We start from the raw sequence: 18,860 nt of genomic DNA on the forward strand, positions 1-18,860 counted from the left end.
AAATTTTTCCCACGACTATCAGTATAAATAGTTTTATTTTTTTTGTGCTACCCTTAGTTTAGCACTTCTGCTCCTTGAATTCTTTTTCAATTCATCTTGAGCAGCAATTATTGGTTTTTTTGTAATAATGAGAAAAGGAGTTTCAGGTTTATTGCCATACACATCATCCGCTTCCGGTTCTGAGAATGTACCGTACTTAAAAAAGTTTTTTACAATCCTGTCTTCTAAAGAATGGAATGTAATAACTGCTAATCGTCCGCCTGATTTTAAAACCGCCGGAGTCTGTTGCAACAATTCTCTTAACACACCAAATTCATCGTTCACTTGTATACGCAACGCCTGAAATACCTGGGCAAAGTATTTTTGAGGATTACCTTTCACGGCTGATTGAACAGCTTGCTTAAATTCATTGATGGTGTTGATACGACTGATAGCTCTTTGCTCCACAATTGTTTTCGCCAGTGTTTTAGCATTGGTAACCTCGCCATACTGTTCAAACATTTTGTGTAACTGATGTTCAGTAAATGTTTTCAGAATATCAGCGGCAGTAATTGTTTGTCGCTGATCCATTCTCATGTCCATTGCGGCATCAAAACGAATAGAAAAGCCTCTATCGGCTTCATCAAACTGATGACTACTTACGCCCAGATCGGCTAAGATGCCATCTACTTCAGTTATTTTATGCAATCGCAAAAAGCGCTGCAAGTGCCTGAAGTTCTGCGGAACAAAAATCACACGATCATCGTCGGGTAAATTTTGTTTAGCCGCCTCATCCTGATCGAATGCTATCAATCTGCCATTTTCGTTCAGCTGTTGCAGTATTGCTCTGCTATGACCGCCGCCGCCAAATGTGCAATCGACATACACCCCATCTGCTTTGATGTTTAAGGCTTCTATCGACTCCTTTAGTAAAACCGGTATGTGATAATCTGTTTTCAATTATCAATTAATTGGCATTAATTAATAGTTGGTTTGTTCATTACCTCATTTGCCAGACTACTAAAGCTGTCTCGTGAAAAGGTTTCAAAGAACTGTTTATACTTACTTTTATCCCAGATCTCAATTTTATCAACCGCCGAAGCCAATACCACATCTTTTTCTAATCCTGCGTACTCCATCAATGTTTTGGGTATCAATAATCTTCCGGCAGAATCTAATTCCAATTGCGTAGCTCCGTTTAAAAAATAGCGTCGGAAATCTCTAACTTTGGGGTCAAAATCATTCAACTTGCTAATGTTTTCAAAAATTGGTTCCCAGCTTTTTATCGGATACAGGCTAAGACATTGCTCTATACCCCTGTTAATGACAAAAAGGTTCGCCCCATCTTCCGGCAACTGCTTTTTAAAGCCAGCCGGTAAAAGGAACCTTCCTTTGGCATCCATCGTCACCTCATATTCGCCAAGAAAACCAATCATTTACAGGAGTTTAGTGTTTTATTTACAATTTCTCCCACAAAATAACACTTTTTCCCACTTTTTATGCATTTTTAGGCAATACATTTTTATCCACAGAAATTTTTATGCCCTATAGTGAGCCTAGCAGGGCTTTTTGTACCATAAATCTGCCTAAAACATGTGAATTAAGTGTGGATAGATGTGGATTGGGTGTGGATTACATAGGAATCTAATTGAAAGAAGCTGTAGCATACAGTCAATCATATACCTGAAAAGGCTATGGAATTTGTGATAGAGTAATTATTTTGTTAATGGAAAACTTACGGTAAACGTACTTCCTTTACCAAGTACGCTCTCTGCTTTTATCGTTCCCTGATGGGCATCGATGATTGTTTTTACATAACTCAGGCCAAGCCCAAAGCCTTTTACATTATGGATATTACCGGTATGAGCTCGATAGAATTTTTCAAAAATACGATGCAACGTTTCTTTGTTCATTCCAATACCATTGTCTTCAATTTTTATTTTAAACTGATGACCGGCTGTTTGCGTGCTGATCTTTATTTCAAGATTTTCTTTTGAGTATTTAATAGCATTATCTAAAAGATTACTTACCAAATTCGAAAAATGCACTTCATCCGCTTTTATCAGATCGTTCGTTGCATCTAAATGCATATCCAGTTTTCCGTTTTTCTCCCCTATTTGTAATGCAATATTATTCAATGCACTTTTAATAAGATCATGCGCATGTATCTTTTTTAAATTAAGCTGCACTTCTTTTTTATCTAACAAAGCGGCTTGCAGTATGGTTTCCACCTGCTTATTCATTCGCTTATTTTCTTCTTTAATGATCCCGGTAAAATAATTGGTCCGATCTCTGTCATTGATCACTTTTTCATTCTTCAACGCATCAACAGCTAATGAAATAGTAGCTAGCGGTGTCTTAAACTCATGCGTCATATTGTTAATGAAATCAGATTTTATTTCGCTTAATTTTTTCTGTTTTAATAATGCTCTTACCGTAAGAAAAAAAGCAGTAATAATAATTACAGTAAAAAGAATGGACCCGATTATCAACCAGGTCATTGACCTCCATATAAAACTTTTTACGTGAGGCACAACAATTATCAGGAGCTCTTGTGGAGAGATCCCTTCAGACAGGCTTCCACTTGGAGATTCTAAAGGATACACATATTGCATACTGTTTGCAGAATCTGCATTGGCTTTGAAAAAATTTTCCGATTGCACTTCATCCCCGATGATAGAATTTGAACTGATCGCAAATTCAAATAATACTTTATGGAGATTATGTTTATCAAAGGACTTTCTAATAATTGATTTTATTTCTTCCGCCGAATAGCGCTGTGAAACAGTAGGCTTGAAAAATTCTAAATGTAGTTTATCCTTAGAAAAGAAAGGATCGGTCTTCTTATCCATCGGAATCAAATTCCCTTTTTCCTGCATCAGGTTTTCTGCTGCAAGTGTGGTAGCCAAACTAACATGTTCGCTGAATTTCTTTTCTTCTGATTCCAAAGCGCCTTTGATCCAAAGTATCTGAAAAAAAATAATGCCCAGTAAAGAAAAAAGAATGAGCACAGTTATGATTGGAAAAATTTTTCTCATTAGCGCAAAGGTAAATTAGTAAGGTGTAATATCCTGCCTAAGCAGATATAAGCTATAAATTTAACGAAGGTTTATAACTTATACCAAATTGATTTATAAAAATTTAATTAGCTCTCAAAAAGATCTGATCCCTTTTCAGTTCAATGCGATACATTCTGATCAAGTATTATTGTTTATTTGACATAAATCAATAAACAAATATTTTTATTAAATCAAATATTCTAGTACTTTAGAAATATGATTGAGCCGGCAGCTGGCATATTATTAATAGCAGACCCATTCCTGAAAGATCCCAATTTCATGCGTACTGTTGTGTTTATGTGTGAACATAATGCAGAAGGTAGTTTTGGCTTTGTATTAAATAAACAGTTTGATTACACTTTAGACGAATTGATCACTTCATTTGAAGGATACCCGGTACCTGTTTATTATGGTGGTCCGGTAGATATGGATACGATTCACTTTTTACATCAATACCCTGATAAGATACCTGATAGCCAGGAAGTAATGAAAGGTGTGTATTGGGGCGGAAATTTCGAAACACTTACCGAATTGGTAAAAAACAATGAAATAGATTTTAGTAAAATACGTTTTTTTATTGGATATAGTGGCTGGGGTAAAGGGCAGCTTAACAATGAGTTAAGTGAAAAAACATGGCTAACGGTTTCGGCTAAACGAAATATTGTTTTTCACGAAAACCCACAAGAAGTTTGGAAGGACAGTTTAAAACATTTGGGCGGAGATTACGAAATGATGGTAAATTTCCCCATAGATCCTCAGTTGAATTGATATACAGTTATTATATTTACAATAAATCTCATATAATTGCTGTTTGCTTTATTAAAAATACCTGCCAGAATTGCTATACGATTGTATTGTCGAAATATACAGATCAATCATAAAGAGTTACTTTCAATTGAGGGGCCGGTAATGATAGCAGCCAATCATCCCAATTCTTTTTTAGACGCAATCATTATAAATACTATTTTTAAACGCCCCGTTTATTCTCTTGCAAGAGGAGACGCTTTCGCCAATAAATTTTATACAAAAGTGCTGCGTTCATTAAAAATGTTACCTGTTTATCGCATCAGTGAAGGAGCAGAAAATCTGGAGCATAATTACAAAACCTTTGATGCATGTAAAGATATCTTTAAAAAAAACGGCATTGTATTGATCTTTAGTGAAGGACGATGTGTAAATGAGTGGCATTTACGGCCACTCAAGAAAGGCACAGCCAGACTGGCTTTTAGTAGCTGGGAAAATAATATTCCACTAAAAATATTACCGCTGGGCATTAATTACAATTCCTTTCATAGATTCGGAAAAAATGTTAAACTGAATTTTGGGAAAATAATTAAACAAAAAGACTATGGTGAAATAACCTCTTCTTTCGGAAAGAATATTGCTGCGTTTAATGCTGACCTTGAAAAACAATTGCAACAACTAGTAATAGAACTTGATAAAAAGGATAAAGTACTAATTGACCATACATTTTCAGTACCGGTATCTGCAACAAAAAAAATATGGCTATCAATTCCAGCTGTGCTTGGTTATATATTGCATTGGCCATTATATATTCCCGTAGAAAAGATCGCTGCTAAAACAACTAAACACAATGGTCATTACGACTCTGTTGTAGTAAGTCTGTTGTTTGTATTATATCCGGTATATTTATTACTGATAAGTTTTATCATTTATCAATTTACCTGTGGATATTGGTGGCTAACAACTTTCCTGCTACTACCGTTTTTTGCATGGAGCTATGTACAGTTAAAAAAGTAAGTAGTCTTATACCTGTTGCAGTTGTACTTTTTTCCTTTCACCAATTTGCTGACGCCACATAGCATAGTACAATCCTTTTTCAGCTACCAGGCTTTCGTGATTACCTGTTTCAACTACATCGCCTCTTTCCAATACATAAATTCTATCAGCATGCATGATCGTACTTAGTCTGTGAGCAATCAAAATAGTTATCTGTTCTTTCAGTGATGATATTTCTTTGATCGTATTTGTTATATCTTCTTCAGTTAAAGAATCCAACGCAGAAGTTGCTTCATCAAAGATCAGTAAATGTGGTTTTCGTATCAAGGCTCTTGCAATTGACAGCCGCTGTTTTTCTCCTCCGGATAATTTAAACCCTCCCTCTCCGATCAATGTGTCTAACCCCTTTTCTGCTCTTTCTAATAAGCCCGTGCAGGAAGCTTTCTGTAAAGCATCGTGCAGATCCGCATCTGTAGCAGAAGGATTTACAAAAAGTAAATTCTCTTTGATTGTTCCGCTAAAAAGTTGCGTATCCTGTGTTACAAAACCAATCTGATTTCTCAAGTCATCAAAACTCATAGAGTTTTCATCAATCCCATTATATAGAATCACTCCTTCCTGCGGACGATATAAACCTACCAACAATTTCATTAAAGTAGATTTTCCACTACCACTCGGTCCAACAAAAGCAATTGTTTCGCCTGTCTTAACATCAAAACTAATATTATTAATTGCCTTCTGACTGGCAGTCTGGTGTTTAAATCCGACATTATTAAATGACAATGTTTCGATATTTCCCAAATGCTTCGGGTCCTTCGCTTCTGCTTCAGGAGCCTTATTCATCAGATTGTGATAATTATTTAAAGACGCCTCCGCTTCTCTGTAACTCAATAATATATTGCCGATCTCCTGCAGCGGTCCGAAAATAAAAAAGGAAAATATTTGCATTGTAACCAGTTCATGTGGCTTCATTACGTCTTTAAATATCAACCACATCAGCAGGAATAAAATAAATTGTCTCAACGTATTCACAATAGTACCCTGTAAAAAACTAATACTACGAATACGCTTTACCTTGGTCAATTCTAACCCTAATATTTTATAGGTATTTCCGTTTAATCTTTTTACTTCCTGATCAGCCAGACCAAGGCTTTTCACCAATTCAATATTACGCAAGCTTTCGGTTGTACTACCAGCCAAAGAAGTTGTTTTACTGACAATTTCTTTTTGAATGATTTTAATTTTTTTGCTGAATACATTGGTAACCCAGGTTAACAACGTAACTCCTATAATATAGGCCAATGGCACACTCCAGTGAATATAAATAGCAGCATACACAAATACGAAACCAATCCCTACGAAAATAGCAAAGAGTGCATTTAAAAAATAGTTAATGAATTTTTCTGTGTCGATACGAACTTTTGTGAGAATGCTCAGTGTTTCACCACTGCGCTGATCTTCAAACTCCTGATAAGGAAGCCTGATAGCATGCCTTAGCCCATTAGTGAAAATTGTAGCTCCGAATTTTTGAATGATCACATTTGCAAAATAATCCTGAAAATTTTTCGCTATCCTACTTACCATAGCAGTTCCCATAGATAACAATAATATTTTCATTACAGCCCAGAAATAGAAATCCCAGGTGTATGCAGTAGTTGTATTTTCATTTTTCACATAAACCTCGGCCAATTGAATGATCCTTCCAAAAAGGATTGGATCGATCAATGAAAAGATAATATTAATAGCAGCCAACAGTAACGTAAGCACTACCAACCATTTATATGGTTTTAAGTATTGTAGTAAAAGTTTCATGCGGCAAAGTTAGGGTAAAACGATATATCGAAACTCATCAATGTTTAAACAGCGACAATGCCGATCTATCGATATAGCCCTACCCAGCCCATCCTTCTCTGTCCAAACTCCTGTATTGTATAGCCTCGGCCAAATGCTCTGCTTTAATATCCTCACTACCAGCAAGGTCGGCAATTGTTCTGCTTACTTTTAAAATTCTATCGTATGCCCTGGCACTCAGATTTAATTTTTCCATTGCTGCTTTCAACAGATTTTGACTGGCAGTATTGATAACGCAAATTTCTTTTAGCATCTTACTACTCATTTGAGCATTAGCATATACACCCACAGTTTGTTTATATCGTTCTCCTTGTATCTCTCTTGCAACAATTACTCGTTGTCTGATCTTTTCACTTTTTTCAAATTGCTGAGAAGAAGACAATTCACTGAAAGCAACAGGAGTTACTTCAACATGCAGATCAATCCTATCTAATAATGGCCCCGATATTTTATTCAAATATTTTTGTACAGCACCCGGCGGACAGGTACATTCCTTCTCGGGATGATTAAAAAAACCGCAAGGACAAGGATTCATACTGGCAATTAACATAAAACTCGCCGGAAAGTCCAGCGCTACTTTTGCACGACTGATTGTTACTCTTCTTTCTTCCATTGGTTGACGCATTACTTCCAACACCGTTCTTTTAAATTCAGGCAATTCATCTAAGAACAATACTCCATTATGCGCCAACGAAATTTCTCCTGGTTGAGGATTGCCTCCTCCTCCCACGAGGGCAACATCAGTAAGTTTATCTAATGTAGGGGTATTATTACTACTATTTTTTCTTCAATTTAGGCTTATATACATTAGGCTTATGCCTATTATTACTAACTAATTTAAAATCACCACTGGTTTTCATAAAGTTTTCCCAATTACTATTATCTTTCGGATTCTTAATTGGACGTGGTGCACTAACAATAGCATGTGAAGTGCCATCTGGCTTCAATTTAAGTGTGTAAAAATTATTAGCATTACGGTCAGGTGTCTTCCAAGTCTCGATACCTAATTCACCTTTATATTGAATTTCTATATTGTAATAGCGGTCATCCACAAAGGTTACAATGATATTTTTAATATATTCATTGATTATGTTTTGCTTTTGCTTGAAGTTGGTGACTTGAGTATAATCTTCAAAAGCATGTTTTAGTTTTTTTACCAGCCCCTCACCTTCCAACATACTTTGATAGCGATGCTCAGCATCAGCCAATTTCAAGTTGGTATCTTTTATTATTCCTTCTAATCGTTTCTTGATGTTTCTCAAATCATCATCACTAATCAAATCTTTCAATCTCAAATCAATAGCTTTCTGTCTTTCAGAGTTTAAGCCTTCAACCAACTTCTTATCAGATATTATGTCGCTCTCAAGTTCCTGGAGCTTTGACTTGTTAAATTTGAACTCCGATTCTAAGCGTTTAAAAAAATCCTTTTTAGTAAACAAATTACCCCAAATAAAATTTTCAATTTTATCTATATTAATACTTCGGTTTTCACAATTCTCATTTTCCATTCTCTTACTACTGCACATGTAATAGTTATCATGCTTATCAATACGAGTTCTGCCATACATATTTCGTTGACATACCCCACAGCGGATTAACCCTTTTAAGAGATACCGATGAACTACTTTTTTACCACTGTTGTTCGCATTTTTAGAAAGGTTATCATTTACCTTTTGCCAGTAATCTATCTTTATGATTGCTGGAATTTGGTAAACTTCATTAGAGTAAGTTCTCTCACCCGCGTAACACTTATTAGTTATTATATTACGTATAGTATTACCAGACCATAATATATCTTTCTTTGCTTTAGTGGTAATTTCTTTAGTGTATTTATTTTTAGTACTTAACTTACCCTTACCAATTATATTATATCTAGTTGGGACTTCCTCGCTATTTAATAATGCTGCTATACTTCTGGTTCCAATTCCTTTTAAAGACAAAGAATAAATGCGTTTAACAATCTTTGCTTCATCAGCATCTATAGATATTTTACCTTTTACATCTCGCTTATAACCATAAGCCATGATTCCATGAGCCTTCCCTTCTTCAGCCCGTTGCTTCAGAACTGACTTAACCTTCAACTTAGTTAATGTTACATGGTATTTGTTGAAGACAGAAAGCATATCACCAAACAACTCAGCTTGTGGGTCATTTAAGTCTACTTTACCATCTACATGAGTATAATATTCTACTTCGCAATCCTTAAAGATTTTACCAATTGCATATCGCATTTGAGGGTTCCTTTCAAAGCGTGATTGGTCATAGGCAAAAACTGCTGTAACTTTTCCATTAACGATGTCAGTGAGCAATCGGTTTAATTCAGGCCTATCTTCTATGTTTTCACTAGCACCGCTATACCCTTCATCAACGTATAAGTCGTATTCAATTTTTAATCTTTTGGCCTTTTCAATGCCAAGTTTTTTTTGATTACTTATGCTTCTATCCTTACCCTCATCTTTAAGTTTTGAAATCCTACAATATACTCCTAACGTCATATAAATTTAAGTTTTTATAAAGATAATTAAACATGGTTATATTATCAGTGTAGGGGTAGCGAAAATATTTATTTTCCTATTTAGGGGCGTTTTTATTGACTTCATAAAGTTTTACAAGTATAATTGCTTATTTCCTAGGAAACTGACATATTTATAATAATAAGACACCAATACCTATGCGGCAATAAGCGCACTTGCTAATAGTTATGGTGTGTCTAGCAAATAACAAAAAATGATTAAGAAAGAGTATTTAACCGTAAAAGAATTAGCTGAGCATCATAAGATATCAATTAGGAGCATAAGGCAAAAAATAGCAAAACTAGAGCCCACTACTACCAAAGACCTATTAAGAAAAGACATTAATAAAAGTTGGGAGATTCACCACATTTTAGTCTCTAGATTTAAACCTCAGCGTCAAAGTAAAAGCAAGTATTATGCTTTAACCATAGACCCATGTCGCCATATAAATGAGAGTGATATTCATGAGATAATGAATTTTGTTAGTAGCCGAATTAATCAACCATCGTTAGAGATAAACTATGTAGTTGAAAAGAAAAAAGCTAATAATCAAAACCATATTCATTGTTATACTAATTGTAAAAAAAGAGCTGAGCTAATTGAAAATTTAAGGCTCGGCTTTTCAAATGTAGTGTATAACGAAGCGACTGTTTGGGACCTCGAAGGTTGGAAAGCTTATATGACCAAAGATGGTTGTACCATAACAAAAATAAAAAAATAAAAACACCACTAGCAAGTGGTAATCTAAAATCAAACACTATGAAAAAACTAACAATTACACAACTAGAAGAAATGCCACACCTACTTTGGCTAATAACTAACTATGTAACCCTTAATTATGAAGAAGCTGCCGATACAAGTCCAGAAAGTTTAGTAACAGAGTATAACCACCTAGTTAAACAGAACAAAATCCTTGATTTATTTGAGGCCGAATTGATAACGTCTGAAAGTAAATTAAACGTAGGTTAAACAACACATTAACCATCCTTTTTGTACCTAGAGTCTCCAGTATTTGCTATGTAATCTATTGTGCAAATACTGGGTTTTTCGTACTAAAAACGAGATTATAGGTCATAGGGTTAACGTTCAACATAGGAAAAACAAAAGAAATTAATATGAAAGATTTAATTGATGCAATACGAATAAAAACAATGCAAGCTCAGGCCGAGCAAGACCCAGTAAAAAAACAAGAAACTAATAAGCAGTTGCAGATTTTAAGGCTTAAAAAAGAAATTGAGGACATCCGAAAACGGATAGAGCAGCTCTCATAGTTTCATTGACGGTCCCAAATGGGGCCGTCTTTTTTACCCACCCCCCCTCCCTAGTAATAATATAATTAGCGGTAACATTTGTTATCTCGCTTACATTTTGAATTTATTACCTTAAAAAAATGAAGGGGTGATGTTGTTCAAAAAAAATTTTACAAAAAAATTATTAAAGTAAGTTAGGCGGCAATAAGTTTACTGATTCGATGTGCTGTTGATAGACTACATTCCCCAAGAGCAGCAGCTCTTCTCAAAGATTGACCAGCCTTTAACTCCTTAACTGTTTTCTTGTATTTTTCTAAAAGTTCATTGTCGCTCATTTTAGTACCATATAAGCGGCCTTTATATTTACCCTGAGCCTTGGCTAGTTCAATACCCATACGTTGTTTTTCAAGTATACCCAACCGCTCCATCTCAGCGACATTACCTAATACACTAACTATCATTTTAAAGGTCGGATTCGGCTTTCCATTAATCATGCTGTACATACCAATATTTTCCACATAAAGATTGACTCTGTGAGCTGTAAAAAATTCTACATTGTTAAGTAATTCAATTATAGACCTTCCTAAGCGGCATATACTAACCACATGTAATTCATCTATCTGTCCAGCTTCAATATCTTTGATTAACCTTCGGCCTTCTTTTCGCTCTTTTAATCCAATAGTGCCACTACATCGGTCTATATAGATTTTAGAGAACTCAGAAGAATTTACTTCTTGTCTAGAAGTGTTCTGTTCAACAGTGCTACAACGTATATACTTTGCTTTTTTCATCTTTATTAATATGTAACCATAAAGATAGTGTTTTAAATTAGGGTGGCAAAATAAAACACCCTTTATTATTTACATTTTTTATGTCTAAGGTGTTTCAATTCAAGTATACCCTATTTATGTTGCAAATAATAAATGGCTATTTGTTCTGACATTATCATTGTCCCTATCCCTTATGTATTGATTAATACAATTAGCAACAAATTCACCTAGGTTTACAGGAACGGCATTCCCGATAATCTGTTCTAATTCGGTCTTAGTACCGTTAAATATAAAGGTTGTTGGAAAGGTTTGAATGTAACTTCTTTCAAGAGTAGTTAAGGGTCTAATCATAGGGCTAACCTCTACTGGGTCCCCAGCATGTCTAACATAGTTTTTGGGGATAGGTCTGTTAACACCACGGATAGTTGGACTGGGTTCATGAATACTAAATATTCCCCTTCTCGAATAGCTTCTAGGATGACGATAGTAATGTTCTAGGCCTAATGAATTACCTAAAAAATCAAATACAGTCATTTGCGTTTGTGTTTGATTTGCATCAAAGTATGGATTTAAAAAACCATCTTCTGAATTTAAATGACCTACTATAAAAAAACGCTTTCTTGCTTGAGGTACTCCACAATAACTTGCATCAAGAACTTGCTGAGAAAGACCATAACCAGAGTTTTTGAATATAGATAACGCTTCTTTCAAGATTCGGCTTTTCTTAATCAGTTCGACATTTTCCATAACAAACCATTCTGGCAAGCTTTGAGAAATGATATTAGCAAATCTAAGTGTTAAGTCAGCTCGTCCTAAGGATTCATCTCTTTTACCAGCACTTGAAAAATCCTGACATGGAGGACCACCAATTATCATTTGAGGATTAAATCCAATAATTTGTTCTAATGCACTGTCATCTGATAAATCTGTATCATAGATGGGGTGGTTAAAGTTATCTTTATATACTTTCACAGCAGGGGCCCAATTATCAAATGCTGCAGTTATTGAATATCCTGCATTCTGAAACCCTAAAGACATGCCACCGCATCCAGAGAATAAATCTACTATTTCCATTTTGCTAAGATACTAAAATATTTAGTTAAAAAGTTCTGGTGAGTTATAAATTATTGCATCAAATCTTCTTTCAGGGCTTAACAAGAGTTGACCACCACCAAGAATTATATTCTTGATTTCACTTTTTGAAATTCTCGGATTAGTAAGTTCATCACAAGTTAAAAAGCGATGAGTAATGCGACCGCTAACTGAAAATGCTTTATCGTTCTTAGTGTTATAAGATAACTCATCAATGATTTTTGAGTGGTTAAATTGTCCATCATTACCGAAATCATATAACATTTTAAAAAGCCAAATGATAGTTCTAATTTGACGAGTTATTCTAGTTACTTCATTTAGTTCACCACGAGCCACGTCTACAAAAAGCTGTGCAAATGCAAAATTGGACCAAACAAATACATCAAGACAATTCTCAGCCAATTGCGGCGATTTGCCTTCCGTTTTCCAAATTGGTTGCATCAAAATCGGTTCTTGTTGTTCCAACATTGAAAGAATAATTCTATCAATTGCAGAAATCATTTTGTGTATGTGAGGCCAGACTTTTGTACCATCAGACCAATCTTCTATTATGTCGAAGTCAGTGCCAATCAGTTTTTTCAAGTCGCCATAATTGTCCTTAAAGTTAGAGGCAATACTACATGCTAAATAAACAATAGTATCTGGTCTAATAACAATTTCGCTACTAAAATAGTCATCCTTCAAATCACAGGTAGAATTATCTGGGAGTGCTGTTAATTTTATTTCTAATGGTCGTAAAACTTGCCCATTACTTCTTTGTTGTGTTACCAAATCTACTCGTGGAAGGTGTCCAATAACCAATTGTTGGTATGGTGTATAGGGACTTTCAAATGAGAAAAAAAGGTCATCGGAAGTTGGTGAAATACCAAAGAGAGCATTAGTGCTAATTTTAGTATGCTGAACTTGTAACTCTTTGTCAAGAATCAAATATATATTTTCAAATTTTCTGGAACTAAGATAATTCGTTAAGGCTGCTGGAAAGGACGAGTTGAATTGATTTTTGCCCCATGTATCCGATTGAGTAAAGTCTCTATTTGAATAAGTAATACCAAATAACCCTGGGTTTTGTTCCATATTTAATTTTTTGTGATTGCAATTTAAGATTAATGTTGTGTATACTCATGTATTATACAAAATGATGCAATAAACTTTAAACCGTAGCTAGAGGTTTTAATAAAACAGAAGGAACGTTATCAGTTAGCCCATCAATTTTCTGACTTACTTCTACGACCCAAGATGGAACATTTGACTTATCAATTTTACCTTTTACGAATTTAAATAATTCTAACCCTTTCTTTGATGTTACAACACCTAAATTGTCATTTAAAGTTTTAGTGAAGCCCAGAAAACAATCATGTACGTTATTGTCAGGATAATCATTTTCTAATCCAAATAAAGCCAACAATACTTTATTCTTTTCAATGGTAGCTTGTTCATCTTGTGTTCCTACATGCTGAATGTCGCCATCGAATATTACAAAACACGGAATCCCAAATTCAGTATATAATCTATAAAATCTATCTAACTCATTTTTATTCCCACATCTAACTATTGTGATACCCTTGCTTATATAATCATACTCAATTTTATCAAAAAGAAAAGGTAAAATTAGAGATTCGCTTTGTCCTTCAACAAGAATTATTTTTTTAGCGAAGAAAGCTTCGTTCGCTTTTTGTGTATCTCCAGTTTCTTCATAAGCATTCTTATAATGAAGTAATATATCTTCTTCTGAAGGTTGAAATCCCTTTCTTAAGTTCAAATCCTGCGCAAAATCTATGGGCTTTGAACACCTTATATACGTCCCTTTATCAACACTTTTTCTTACAATAAATATTTCATTAAACCTTCCAACGTTTAAAAAATCTGGTGAATGAGTTGTAAAAAATATTTGAGTTCCACTCTCTGCTAACTCAGATAAAACTTTATAAAAATTTCTTTGCGCTTGTGGATGTAAAAACAATTCAGGTTCATCAATAAAAATGGGAGTGCTATTTTTTAATTTTATTTGAGAATATGCTTTTAAAATAGCTATCGAAATAGAAGCTTGAACTCCCATCCCTAAGTTCGAAGCTTGAAAAGAAAGATTTGTGTCATTCTCACAGATGATAAGCTGCAAAGTTCTAAAGAAATTCCATGGGTCATATAAATTCAAATCTATTTTTAATTCATCTTCAGGTTTATTGAGTTGCTTAGCTGTTTCTACCTGTAATATTTTTATAAATTTTTTCATTACCTGCACACCATGCTGGTCTTCTACTGTGAACAATATATTGTCTCTTATTTTTTCTATTTCTGTTTTAAACAAATCTGTCTTTTTGGTTACTTCTCCTGAATCACCATCAATAATTTCTTCTTCTTTAAACATTTGGTTAATGTCCTGCAATATTCGACCCATTAAAGACCATCTATTTGAAGGTGAATAATCTAATATAGACCTATCTACTCCTAAATAAGCGGAGCAATATTTTTGTCTTTCAATATCTGTTACATAATTTGAGGATAAGTTTAATCCTGACTTTTCGAACCTTTCATTATACATCCATTTTTCGGCCAACTGTAAATATTTACCGTCATCAAACATTAATGAAATTTTGATTTCATTAGATTCCAGACCCATAAAATGGTCTTGAGGTTGAGTAGCATTAAATGAAGGATAGATTGGACCTAAACACCAATTTATTGCATTGAAAATATTGCTTTTCCCAACGCTATTTTCTCCAATAAAAGCATTTATTTTATCCGAGCAATTCAAATCTATATGATGAATGCTTTTATAATTTCTTATAACAATTTGTTTGATTTTCATGCTAGTTATTGATTATGGGTATAGCAATCTAAGGAAATAATACTACATGTTACTACTCATGACCTCATCATCTTTACCATTAGTTATAATTACCTTAGACGGGTATGAGCTCTACCGTGAGTCTTATCGTCTTACTTACTCATGTGCACATCTCGTACTTGTTTTACCCCCTATCATCACCATTGCGATAAGCTTGCTTTAACAGCATTTATCCCTTATTATGCGTCTTCAAAAAGTCACATTTATTGAGCCCTCCAATTAATAAGTTTAACATCAGTAACTTTATCTACTCTAGGACTTCTGAAAAGCTAATTTCCTTTACAACAAAAAACATTTTAGGACCCTTTGAAGGTTAGCACTATTCAATGTAAGAATTTACAATGATTCGTTCGTGAATAGTTTGGGATTATTTGTAGACGAGCTTGAAGGTTTTTTCTTCTTAGTAGATTTTGTCTTTGTATCTTCTAATAATTCCTTGTATTCCTTTTCAAAAGATTTAAGAAGTTTTGTTAAGTCTTTATATTCTTGTTTGCAATCACTTAATTGTTTAGAAATAGTATCTAAAATTCCAGAAAGTTGTGACTCTCTATTTTTAATTTCAAAAATTGCAACTTTAAGTTCTTGTTTTTTGTCCGTCTTAATTAATTCTTTTTCTTCATGCCCTAAGTTCACTTCAATCTCAGTTGGTTCAGAAATAATAAGGTCTGGCTGCTGGTTGTTTACAGTCACCTCATTTTTTTCTACTATAGATTCGTTAGCTTTAACTAAGGTTGGATTCTTGAATATGTGGTCATTTAATAATGTAGTTTCCAAATTCATTAATCTGTCCTCCATTAATTTATAGTCATCTTTTATATAAGGTATAGCTTGCTTGGTGTCTATTAAATGTCGTATACCCTGAATTTTACCAAAACTAAAACCTACAGAAATTTCGTATTGATTTCTAATTAAATCATTGTATACATTCGGAACAAAAATATATCGCTGTTGCTTGGTTGCGTACTTAACGGTATGCATAGTGCCCCCAACAATATCCGTTTCAATTGGGAATATTGCAAGAGATAGACCACTTTGTATTCTGTCACGTAATACAAAAGCGTTTTTTCCTTGAAAAGACCCTGGTCTATTCTCAGAAATTAGCAAGCCATCGTTCGATAATATCCTATTCGCTAATTCAGTATTTTCCTTAGGGTAAATTTTCGCCACATCAATTAAAACAGCAATAGTTTTCCCATTCGCATCTAGAGCAGCCTTATGACCAATGGCATCTATTCCTTTTGCCAATCCGCTTACTATAGTATATTTATGTTCTGCAAAATACGATGCAGTATTACGAGCAATTCTACTTCCAACTTCCGAGCATTCACGAGTTCCTATTACCGCCACGTTCTTGGTGTTTTTCAGCAATTTAGTATTCCCTTTGCAAAATAGGAAAATAGGAAAATCGTCTATTAGTCTCAGTAAGGGAGGATAATCTTCACTATAATAATGTAGTACTTGTATTCCTTGTGTTTCAAAGCTCATTAAATTATCCTCGGCACTTTCTCTAGCATTTTCATATTGCTCAAGAAAACCCTCCAAAGATTTTTGATTATTAAATATTTGGCTTAAACTTGTATTGTCGATATTTTTTAATTCCCTTATTGAGAGATTACTCTTAATTATTCTACGCAAAGTTTGGTCTCCAATTCCAGCAATGGAACTTATAGCTAATAATTCAACTATTGAAATCATATTTTTAAAATTATGTATAAAGTTATCATTTTTGACTTAGACCAGACATTAATTGATTCCTCTGCCATTGAAGCATTACGAGCAAATAGAAGATGGCCAAAAGTAATGCAAAGTTTAAATCTTATAAATCAACTAGAAGACTTAAAAAAACTTGTTATAAAATTACACAATGCAAGCATAAAAATAGGAATTGTCACCAATTCTCCAAGTACCTATGCTAAAGGGGTTTTACAACATTTTGGAATACCCTATGATGCATTAGTTGCTTTCCATGATGTTTCTTTAAGAAAACCCAATCCAGAAGCGTTTAATTTAATTATGAAAAAACTAAATGTTTCAAGCCAAGATTGTTTAAATGTAGGAGACCATGACAATGACATTTTAGCTGGACAAAGAGCAAACATAACATCAATTGGAGTTAAGTGGCATTCAAACAATTATACTTTTTCAACAAAGCCAGAAAATATTTTCCTTGAACCAAAAGAACTTGCAAACTTTTTAAATGTTAAAATATGATTGTAGAAAAAGAACTCCATCCAATAAGTGGAACAAATATTATTACTTTTTTAAAATACTATCCTCAGAGATATATTGTAGAATTGCCTTATAGTCAAAATCGACAAACAATATATCAATTTAAAGATGGTATATACCAACCAGTATTAAAGTTGTTTACTGACTGTATCACTGGGTTAAAACAAGGCAATCCTGGCTTTGATTTCTGGGTAGGTGTTATACCTGCATCAAAGGTAAATGCCAACAAAATAAGGTACGAAAGCCTATGTCAAAATATTTCCAATACATGTGGTGTTCACAATGGATATGAATTATTGAAACCGATAGGCGATAGAAATCAAGTTCATGTTGGAGGGCATAGAGATTATACCCAAGTGATACCTAGCATTAATTTTGGGGATGTAAAAGGAAAAGATATAATCCTACTCGATGATGTGATGACTATGGGAAAATCATTTACATTAATACATCAACATTTAAACCAATTAGGAGTTCGTTCTGTAATTGGTGTTATGCTAGGCAAAACACATTGGCCAGAGGAATCCGTTATTTTTTAATATTAATAATATAAATTTCATACCCCCGCATTAGATATAGCTACATCTGATATTGTATGATGTGGACTTCTGTAAGGACGTTTTGATATCAGTGTTGCATTCTCAGGAAGTTTTCCGGCAACAGAATGGATCTTTGTTGTTTCCAATGCTTCCTGTAAAGACAACGGTGGTAATATCGTTGGCAAACGCTTAGCCAACATCGTTTTACCTGCACCTGGCGGACCAATCAGAATAGCATTATGCCCACCAGCCGCTGCAATTTCCAAAGCCCTTTTAATATTTTCCTGACCTTTTACATCAGAAAAATCAATTTCGAAATCACTTTGAGCCTGTGCAAATTCTTCTCTCGTATTTACAATGATTGGCTCTAAAGAACTTTCATCTTCAAAAAATCGAATCACCTCATTCAGATGCGTAACACCATAAACATGCAGATTATTTACCATAGCTGCTTCTCTTGCATTTTGCAAAGGCACAATCAGACCTTTAAAATTTTCCTTCCCAGCTTGTATGGCAATGGGTAATGCTCCTTTGATAGATCTAACGGTTCCATCTAAACTCAATTCACCCATGATCACATATTCAGCTAATTTTTCCGGATTGTCTAATTGCTCACTAGCTCCTAATGTTCCAATAGCAATAGGCAGATCAAAAGCAGTACCGCTTTTTTTAATATCTGCCGGGGCAAGGTTGACCACCAGTTTTGTACGTGGCATAAAAAAATGATTCGCTTTTATAGCACTTTCAACCCGCTGCATACTTTCTTTTACAGCGCTATCCGGCAAACCTACAATTACCGCATCAGACTTTCCCTGGTTATTAATATTTACCTCTACGGCAATTGTAATTGCCTCTACGCCGTAAACAGCGCTGCCATATGTTTTTACCAACATAAAAAATTATTAAATAAAAAATGGGTGGAGTGTCACCAGGAAAGGCAATGTAAGATAAGTAATAAATAATTTTATGCATGAAGAAAAAAAACAAAAGCGA

General features: G+C 34.2%; 19 protein-coding genes and 1 pseudogene. 7 read left to right on the forward strand and 13 right to left on the reverse strand.

What is annotated here, in order from left to right:
- Positions 1-33: 33 nt before the first annotated feature.
- The 3 genes from rsmH to LK994_RS02285 all read right to left on the reverse strand — a co-directional run bounded on the left by rsmH (position 34) and on the right by LK994_RS02285 (position 3,017).
- Entirely contained in the window at positions 34-939 is a 906-nt protein-coding gene (gene rsmH, locus LK994_RS02275) for a 16S rRNA (cytosine(1402)-N(4))-methyltransferase RsmH (protein ID WP_229761262.1), read from the reverse strand.
- A 17-nt stretch (positions 940-956) separates the two neighbouring features.
- Positions 957-1,415: a division/cell wall cluster transcriptional repressor MraZ gene (gene mraZ / locus LK994_RS02280; protein WP_229761263.1), complete on the reverse strand. Its 459-nt coding sequence runs from the start codon at positions 1,413-1,415 to the stop codon at positions 957-959.
- A 279-nt stretch (positions 1,416-1,694) separates the two neighbouring features.
- A complete protein-coding gene (locus LK994_RS02285; protein WP_229761264.1) occupies positions 1,695-3,017 on the reverse strand; it encodes a sensor histidine kinase in 1,323 nt (440 codons plus the stop codon).
- A 237-nt stretch (positions 3,018-3,254) separates the two neighbouring features.
- On the opposite strand from LK994_RS02285, the gene LK994_RS02290 reads away from it, so the two are divergent.
- Positions 3,255-3,806 carry a YqgE/AlgH family protein gene (locus LK994_RS02290; RefSeq protein WP_229761265.1) on the forward strand — a complete coding sequence of 184 codons (552 nt, stop codon included), beginning with the start codon at positions 3,255-3,257 and terminating at the stop codon, positions 3,804-3,806.
- 36 nt (positions 3,807-3,842) lie between these two features.
- On the forward strand, positions 3,843-4,799 hold the full coding sequence (locus LK994_RS02295; protein WP_229761266.1) for a 1-acyl-sn-glycerol-3-phosphate acyltransferase: 957 nt from the start codon (positions 3,843-3,845) through the stop codon (positions 4,797-4,799).
- A gap of 6 nt (positions 4,800-4,805) precedes the next feature.
- On the opposite strand, the gene LK994_RS02300 is transcribed toward LK994_RS02295, so the two are convergent.
- The 4 genes and pseudogenes from LK994_RS02300 to LK994_RS02310 all read right to left on the reverse strand — a co-directional run bounded on the left by LK994_RS02300 (position 4,806) and on the right by LK994_RS02310 (position 9,124).
- The gene (locus LK994_RS02300) at positions 4,806-6,590 is read right to left on the reverse strand and encodes an ABC transporter ATP-binding protein (protein WP_229761267.1); all 1,785 of its coding nucleotides are present in this window, start codon (positions 6,588-6,590) and stop codon (positions 4,806-4,808) included.
- A gap of 79 nt (positions 6,591-6,669) precedes the next feature.
- On the reverse strand, positions 6,670-7,011 hold the full coding sequence (locus LK994_RS14525; RefSeq protein WP_262907918.1) for a magnesium chelatase subunit ChlI family protein: 342 nt from the start codon (positions 7,009-7,011) through the stop codon (positions 6,670-6,672).
- Between the two features lie 15 nt (positions 7,012-7,026).
- A pseudogene (locus LK994_RS14530) lies at positions 7,027-7,365 on the reverse strand (ATP-binding protein); the annotation flags it as partial.
- Between the two features lie 40 nt (positions 7,366-7,405).
- Positions 7,406-9,124, reverse strand: a complete 1,719-nt coding sequence (locus LK994_RS02310; protein WP_229761269.1) for a recombinase family protein — start codon at positions 9,122-9,124, stop codon at positions 7,406-7,408.
- A 232-nt stretch (positions 9,125-9,356) separates the two neighbouring features.
- Between LK994_RS02310 and LK994_RS02315 the strand changes: the two genes are divergently transcribed.
- From LK994_RS02315 to LK994_RS02325, 3 genes are all read left to right on the forward strand, one after another.
- On the forward strand, positions 9,357-9,863 hold the full coding sequence (locus tag LK994_RS02315; RefSeq protein WP_229761270.1) for a hypothetical protein: 507 nt from the start codon (positions 9,357-9,359) through the stop codon (positions 9,861-9,863).
- Between the two features lie 38 nt (positions 9,864-9,901).
- A complete protein-coding gene (locus LK994_RS02320) occupies positions 9,902-10,111 on the forward strand; it encodes a hypothetical protein (protein WP_229761271.1) in 210 nt (69 codons plus the stop codon).
- 146 nt (positions 10,112-10,257) lie between these two features.
- A complete protein-coding gene (locus LK994_RS02325) occupies positions 10,258-10,413 on the forward strand; it encodes a hypothetical protein (protein WP_229761272.1) in 156 nt (51 codons plus the stop codon).
- A 173-nt stretch (positions 10,414-10,586) separates the two neighbouring features.
- Here LK994_RS02325 and LK994_RS02330 read toward each other — a convergent pair whose 3' ends face one another.
- From LK994_RS02330 to LK994_RS02350, 5 genes are all read right to left on the reverse strand, one after another.
- Positions 10,587-11,183, reverse strand: coding sequence for a recombinase family protein (locus LK994_RS02330; RefSeq protein WP_229761273.1), 597 nt, complete (start codon positions 11,181-11,183; stop codon positions 10,587-10,589).
- Between the two features lie 114 nt (positions 11,184-11,297).
- On the reverse strand, positions 11,298-12,236 hold the full coding sequence (locus LK994_RS02335) for a DNA cytosine methyltransferase (protein WP_229761274.1): 939 nt from the start codon (positions 12,234-12,236) through the stop codon (positions 11,298-11,300).
- Between the two features lie 21 nt (positions 12,237-12,257).
- Positions 12,258-13,328, reverse strand: a complete 1,071-nt coding sequence (locus LK994_RS02340; protein WP_229761275.1) for a HindVP family restriction endonuclease — start codon at positions 13,326-13,328, stop codon at positions 12,258-12,260.
- A 76-nt stretch (positions 13,329-13,404) separates the two neighbouring features.
- Positions 13,405-15,060, reverse strand: coding sequence for an ATP-dependent nuclease (locus LK994_RS02345; RefSeq protein WP_229761276.1), 1,656 nt, complete (start codon positions 15,058-15,060; stop codon positions 13,405-13,407).
- A 375-nt stretch (positions 15,061-15,435) separates the two neighbouring features.
- Positions 15,436-16,794 (reverse strand): DNA-processing protein DprA, encoded by a 1,359-nt coding sequence (locus tag LK994_RS02350; RefSeq protein WP_229761277.1) that lies wholly within the window; start codon positions 16,792-16,794, stop codon positions 15,436-15,438.
- A gap of 12 nt (positions 16,795-16,806) precedes the next feature.
- Between LK994_RS02350 and LK994_RS02355 the strand changes: the two genes are divergently transcribed.
- Positions 16,807-17,310, forward strand: a complete 504-nt coding sequence (locus tag LK994_RS02355) for an HAD family hydrolase (protein WP_229761278.1) — start codon at positions 16,807-16,809, stop codon at positions 17,308-17,310.
- Positions 17,307-17,867, forward strand: a complete 561-nt coding sequence (locus LK994_RS02360; protein ID WP_229761279.1) for a phosphoribosyltransferase — start codon at positions 17,307-17,309, stop codon at positions 17,865-17,867. Before LK994_RS02355 ends, LK994_RS02360 begins: the two co-directional genes overlap by 4 nt.
- A gap of 17 nt (positions 17,868-17,884) precedes the next feature.
- Here LK994_RS02360 and LK994_RS02365 read toward each other — a convergent pair whose 3' ends face one another.
- Entirely contained in the window at positions 17,885-18,760 is an 876-nt protein-coding gene (locus LK994_RS02365) for a YifB family Mg chelatase-like AAA ATPase (RefSeq protein ID WP_229761280.1), read from the reverse strand.
- Positions 18,761-18,860: the final 100 nt, after the last annotated feature.

The sequence above is a fragment of the Ferruginibacter lapsinanis genome (genome assembly GCF_020783315.1).
Taxonomy (GTDB): Bacteria; Bacteroidota; Bacteroidia; order Chitinophagales; family Chitinophagaceae; genus Ferruginibacter; species Ferruginibacter lapsinanis.

Excerpts from the sequence above, each read along its gene's own strand:
- mraZ (WP_229761263.1), bottom strand. The coding sequence starts at position 1,415 with ATGATTGGTTTTCTTGGCGAATATGAGGTGACGATGGATGCCAAAGGA.
- LK994_RS02285 (WP_229761264.1), bottom strand. The coding sequence starts at position 3,017 with ATGAGAAAAATTTTTCCAATCATAACTGTGCTCATTCTTTTTTCTTTA.
- LK994_RS02290 (WP_229761265.1), top strand. The coding sequence starts at position 3,255 with ATGATTGAGCCGGCAGCTGGCATATTATTAATAGCAGACCCATTCCTG.
- LK994_RS02300 (WP_229761267.1), bottom strand. The coding sequence starts at position 6,590 with ATGAAACTTTTACTACAATACTTAAAACCATATAAATGGTTGGTAGTG.
- LK994_RS02310 (WP_229761269.1), bottom strand. The coding sequence starts at position 9,124 with ATGACGTTAGGAGTATATTGTAGGATTTCAAAACTTAAAGATGAGGGT.
- LK994_RS02315 (WP_229761270.1), top strand. The coding sequence starts at position 9,357 with ATGATTAAGAAAGAGTATTTAACCGTAAAAGAATTAGCTGAGCATCAT.
- LK994_RS02320 (WP_229761271.1), top strand. The coding sequence starts at position 9,902 with ATGAAAAAACTAACAATTACACAACTAGAAGAAATGCCACACCTACTT.
- LK994_RS02325 (WP_229761272.1), top strand. The coding sequence starts at position 10,258 with ATGAAAGATTTAATTGATGCAATACGAATAAAAACAATGCAAGCTCAG.
- LK994_RS02330 (WP_229761273.1), bottom strand. The coding sequence starts at position 11,183 with ATGAAAAAAGCAAAGTATATACGTTGTAGCACTGTTGAACAGAACACT.
- LK994_RS02335 (WP_229761274.1), bottom strand. The coding sequence starts at position 12,236 with ATGGAAATAGTAGATTTATTCTCTGGATGCGGTGGCATGTCTTTAGGG.
- LK994_RS02340 (WP_229761275.1), bottom strand. The coding sequence starts at position 13,328 with ATGGAACAAAACCCAGGGTTATTTGGTATTACTTATTCAAATAGAGAC.
- LK994_RS02345 (WP_229761276.1), bottom strand. The coding sequence starts at position 15,060 with ATGAAAATCAAACAAATTGTTATAAGAAATTATAAAAGCATTCATCAT.
- LK994_RS02350 (WP_229761277.1), bottom strand. The coding sequence starts at position 16,794 with ATGATTTCAATAGTTGAATTATTAGCTATAAGTTCCATTGCTGGAATT.
- LK994_RS02355 (WP_229761278.1), top strand. The coding sequence starts at position 16,807 with ATGTATAAAGTTATCATTTTTGACTTAGACCAGACATTAATTGATTCC.
- LK994_RS02360 (WP_229761279.1), top strand. The coding sequence starts at position 17,307 with ATGATTGTAGAAAAAGAACTCCATCCAATAAGTGGAACAAATATTATT.
- LK994_RS02365 (WP_229761280.1), bottom strand. The coding sequence starts at position 18,760 with ATGTTGGTAAAAACATATGGCAGCGCTGTTTACGGCGTAGAGGCAATT.